Raw genomic sequence first — 4695 nt, forward strand, 5'->3', positions numbered from 1 at the left:
TATCCGGCATTGTATGCGGCTGTGGAGCAGCACATTTTGGAATATGGCGTTACAGAATTTATCGTTGGCCACTACGGAGGATTTGATCGTCTTGCAGCGTCAGCAGTCAAAGAAGCAAAGCGTTTCTACCCAGAAGTGAAGCTCACTTTGCTATTGCAATATCATCCGGCAGAGCGGCCCATCCCAACACTCGATGGATTTGACGGAACATTCTATCCACCGGGGATGGAAAGCGTTCCACGCAAGATCGCAATCGTGAGAGCAAACCGCTATGTTGTAGATCACGTCGACTACCTCATCGCCTATGCCTGGCACCCCGCAAGCAATGCGCAGGATCTGGTGGAATACGCTCAAAAGAGGCAGCAGAAAAGCGGTATCCAAATAACCTTATTGGCACACGCAGTTACATAATTCTACATGCTATTCGATTTGAAGTTGACTCATGTTTTCGTGAGGCTATCTTGAGGTATCGTGTGTTTTATGATATAATTACTTATCCGCATATGAATGGAGAAGTAGCAATGCCGGTATCTTATGATAAACTTTGGAAAATTCTCATCGACAAAAAGATGAAACGCTCGGACTTAAAGGATGCCGCAGGCATTAGTTTTAATGTCTTAGCAAAGATGGGAAAAAATGAATTTGTATCAATGGAAAGCCTATATAAAATTTGTGTAGCTTTAGACTGCGGCATTGATGAAATTATGGAGTTTACAAATCATGAGCATGCTTGACTTTGCAATTAATGCAACAACAGAATATATTGACCATATGCCGAAAAGTCAGCGCAAGAAATATGGCCAGTTTTTTACAAGCAAAGAAACTGCCGTTTTTATGGCTGAACTGTTTAAGGTTCCTAACAAACGCCAAACTCTTTCTATTCTTGATCCTGGTGCTGGTTCTGGCATTCTCTCAATTGCACTATTGGAACGCTTACAAGGATTCACAGCAGTAGAAGAGATTAGATTGGTTTGCTATGAGAATGACCCAAATGTAATTGAGCTATTGCGAGCTAATCTGGAGGTAGCGTGTAGTCAATCTCGGCAGAAAATATCCTATGAAATCGTTTCTGATAACTACATTTTAAGCCAAGCAACCGACTATAATCTGATGTTAGGGGCGAATTTGGAACCTGAAAAATTTGATTTTGTAATCGGAAATCCTCCATACATGAAAATAGCAAAGGATGCTCCAGAAGCCTTAGCTATGCCAGATGTATGTTATGGCGCTCCCAATCTCTATTTTCTTTTTGCTTCTATGAGTATCTTCAACTTGAGAGATGGGGGAGAATTGGTTTATATTATTCCGCGCTCCTGGACTTCTGGCGCGTATTTCAAAAGATTTCGTCAAAAGTTTTTAAGCGAAGGCGTTTTGGAGCATATCCACTTATTTGTTAGTCGCGATAAAGTCTTTGAAAAAGAGAGTGTACTGCAGGAAACTATCATTATTAAACTGAGAAAAACGCGCGCAAAGCCAAAAACTGTTACCATTACTACGACCCAAAGCAATGCAGACTTTTCCCAAAGGACCATTTTCGAGGCACCCTATACTGCCGTTGTCAACGGATCAGATTCCTATGTCTATCTGGTAACGAATGCTGATGAAGTAGAGACACTTAATAGTTTGAACAAGTGGGAAAATACCTTGCCAAGTATCGGTCTAAAAATGAAAACCGGACTTACAGTTGACTTCCGAAACAGAGAAGCACTGAGAGATGTAGCTGAAGATCAGGCTGTTCCATTGTTCTATTCTCAGCACATACAAAATGGCAAAGTGGTTTTTCCTATAGGGAAGGAACATGAGTACCTGGTTACTGAGCAGCGGGGACTATTACAACCAAATAAGAACTATCTTTTTGTTAAACGATTTACAGCAAAAGAAGAACATAGGCGGCTTCAATGTGGTGTTTACTTGGCAAAAAAGCATCCTGAGTATTCCCAGATCAGCACACAAAACAAGATAAATTTTATCGATGGGATGCGTGATCTTTCGGAGTGTATTGTGTATGGGCTTTATGTCTTGTTTAATTCCACCTTGTATGACTGCTATTATAGGATCTTGAATGGTTCAACGCAGGTCAATTCAACTGAGGTGAACTCTATGCCGGTTCCATCCATGGATGTCATTGAGGCCATGGGGAAAGAGTTGATTGCTGCACACGATATGTCGGAACCGGTTTGTGACAGAATTTTGAGGGGTTATGTATGAGCAAAATAGACGAAGCAAAAGAGATATTAAATGCTTTGCAAGTCCCGGCAAAGCAGCAAAATACCATGTGCTGTTGTGTTTTGCTCGCCATGGCGGGACTTGTTGAGGAAACTCCGTGGCAAGATGCGACCAACGAATGGATTCGTATTCACGATGTAATTGCTTTTTCAAATAACAATTATGGGACTACTTATGCAGAAAATAGTCGAGAAACTTTCAGAAAACAGGCTATGCACCATTTTAGAAATGCGGCTTTCATCGAGGATAATGGCAAGGCCACCAATAGCCCAAATTACCGTTATCGGTTAACAGATGAAATGCTGAAGTTGGTACAGAGTTTTGGTACAGATCGTTGGGAAACCAAGCTTACTTCTTTTCAAACTAATCACGACACGCTTGTTCAGCTATATGCTTCTAAGCGTGTCAGGCGTAAAATGCCTGTGAAAATCAACGGTGAAGATTTCACTTTTTCTCCAGGAGATCATAATCAACTTCAAAAAGCAATTATCGAGGAATTTGCACCACGCTTTGCTCCAAATTCGGAATGCCTCTATGTCGGCGATACCATTGAAAAGGATTTGGTAAAGAACGAGGACAAGCTTAGCGAACTGGGATTTACTATTACATTACATGATAAGATGCCAGATGTGGTCCTCTACTCAGAGGAGAGGAACTGGCTGTATTTTATAGAGTCGGTAACATCTGTTGGGCCGATGGAGCCGAAACGCATCAAAGAGATTGAAGAAATGACCACCGGCGTAACCGCAGGGAAAATCTATGTTACAGCTTTTCTGGATTTTAAGACGTTCAAGAAGTTTTCTGAGATGCTTGCTTGGGAAACGGAAGTTTGGATCGCAGGTATGCCGGATCATATGATTCATCTGAATGGTGATAAGTTTTTGGGGCCGAGGTAAATAAAGGAGAGTGTTAATATTGGAATGGTTTTTTGATGGTATAGGAACAGAACTAGTTAGCTTGATTATTGGCGCAATAGGCGGAGGGGCTATTGGCTATAAAGTTGGCATTAAGCGAACAGCAGGTCAAAAGCAAGTTGCAGGTGATGATTCTGAACAGACACAAGAGATAAAAATGGGAAAGAATGATGTTAAAAATAATCCTTCAAAAAGCAAAACAAGTATTAAGCAATCTCAAAAAGCTGGCAATAATGCTGTTCAAACACAAGTTGGGAGTACTGGCGATGAGCGGAGATAGACAATCCCAAAAAGCAGGTGATAGTTCTCAACTGATGCAGGCTGGGACAATTAACATTTACAATAACGGCATTGATGAGAAAAGAGCAAGAGAGATTTGTGCAGAGACATATGCTGTTGCTCGTAGAGATTTCACGGCTGATGCGTATGCATGCGCGAATGAACGAGTACAGAAATTTGAAGATTCGTTATTACCGAAGATACAGCAGATTGAAGGAGCGCTAAGTACATTTGCAGACCCATCATTTCAATTTTTGTTGACAAGCGCTCAAAGGACAGCGGCTGCTACAGAACGTGAAGCTGATTATGATATGTTAGCTGAACTGCTTATATGCCGAATTACAAAAGGACAAGTACGAAAAAATAGAGCAGGTATTAGTCGGGCAATAGAAATCATCGACCAGGTAGATGATGATGCTTTATGTGCATTGACGGTTTTTCACGCTGTAAATAAGTTTATTCCCGCCTCCAATTCTTGTAAAGCGGGCATAAAAGTGTTAGCGGATTTGTTTGAAAAGCTTATGTACATGGAATTGCCTGTTGGAACAGGTTGGATTGATCATTTAGATATACTTGATGCTGTTCGAATAGACTCCGCCCATTCTTTCAAAAAAATAGAAGATTATTATCCTGCTAGATTATCTGGTTACTCCGCTGTTGGAATCCATATTGACTCTGAAAATTATAAACGTGCAACAGCTTTATTAACAGAAGTAGGACTTGATTCCGCAACACTTATTCCAAATGAACTATTAGATAACTATGTTAGATTACCTGTAGTGGAAAAGTGTGCAATAAAGAAGTTGAAAATGTCACGAAATGTTTTGAGTGAAGGATCAGTTGTAAAGCAGGATAGTCTGATCAATGAAAGCGAAATATCTGCCCTTGAAGCTGTGTGGGATTTGTATGATACAGATGAGAATATGAAGAAAAAAGCTGTATCTATGTTTATGAAAGAATGGGATAGCTATCCCTCATTAAAAAAACTTCATACTTGGTGGGATGCCTTGCCTTTGACATTTGAAATTACTCATGTAGGTACTGTACTAGCGCACACGAATGCTCGCCGGTGTGATAAGTCAATCCCGGAACTTCCATTGGCAACATAATGGCAACAAAAAATCAGATAGCCTCTACTATCTGAATAATGGAAATAATGCCAATACCCTGAGCTAAATCCCACAAGCAAATCTGTTTAGAGTAAGCGTAAAAACAGTCGGCGACTTGTCAGGGTAAAATGTCTCTGCCAAACTATAAGAGTCTGAGGAAGTGCATG

6 protein-coding genes are annotated in these 4695 nt (G+C 40.7%); all 6 read left to right on the forward strand.

The genetic code is table 11. From position 1 onward, the window contains the following. Window positions 1–411, forward strand: a 411-nt coding sequence (locus Q0J75_RS13155) for a hypothetical protein (protein WP_297202284.1), incomplete at its 5' end; no start/stop codon positions are given. A 110-nt stretch (window positions 412–521) separates the two neighbouring features. Further along, entirely contained in the window at window positions 522–734 is a 213-nt protein-coding gene (locus Q0J75_RS13160; protein WP_297202301.1) for a helix-turn-helix domain-containing protein, read from the forward strand. Beyond that, on the forward strand, window positions 721–2208 hold the full coding sequence (locus Q0J75_RS13165; RefSeq protein ID WP_297202287.1) for an Eco57I restriction-modification methylase domain-containing protein: 1488 nt from the start codon (window positions 721–723) through the stop codon (window positions 2206–2208). The genes Q0J75_RS13160 and Q0J75_RS13165 overlap by 14 nt, the downstream gene beginning before the upstream one ends. Next, the gene (locus Q0J75_RS13170; RefSeq protein WP_297202291.1) at window positions 2205–3122 is read left to right on the forward strand and encodes a BsuBI/PstI family type II restriction endonuclease; all 918 of its coding nucleotides are present in this window, start codon (window positions 2205–2207) and stop codon (window positions 3120–3122) included. The genes Q0J75_RS13165 and Q0J75_RS13170 overlap by 4 nt, the downstream gene beginning before the upstream one ends. Window positions 3123–3141: 19 nt before the next feature. Further along, window positions 3142–3420, forward strand: coding sequence for a hypothetical protein (locus tag Q0J75_RS13175; RefSeq protein ID WP_297202294.1), 279 nt, complete (start codon window positions 3142–3144; stop codon window positions 3418–3420). Then, the gene (locus Q0J75_RS13180) at window positions 3407–4528 is read left to right on the forward strand and encodes an LPO_1073/Vpar_1526 family protein (protein WP_297202298.1); all 1122 of its coding nucleotides are present in this window, start codon (window positions 3407–3409) and stop codon (window positions 4526–4528) included. The genes Q0J75_RS13175 and Q0J75_RS13180 overlap by 14 nt, the downstream gene beginning before the upstream one ends. The last annotated feature ends 167 nt before the right edge of the window (window positions 4529–4695 follow it).

It is taken from the genome of uncultured Flavonifractor sp., from assembly GCF_944385615.1.
Classification (GTDB): Bacteria; Bacillota; Clostridia; order Oscillospirales; family Oscillospiraceae; genus Flavonifractor.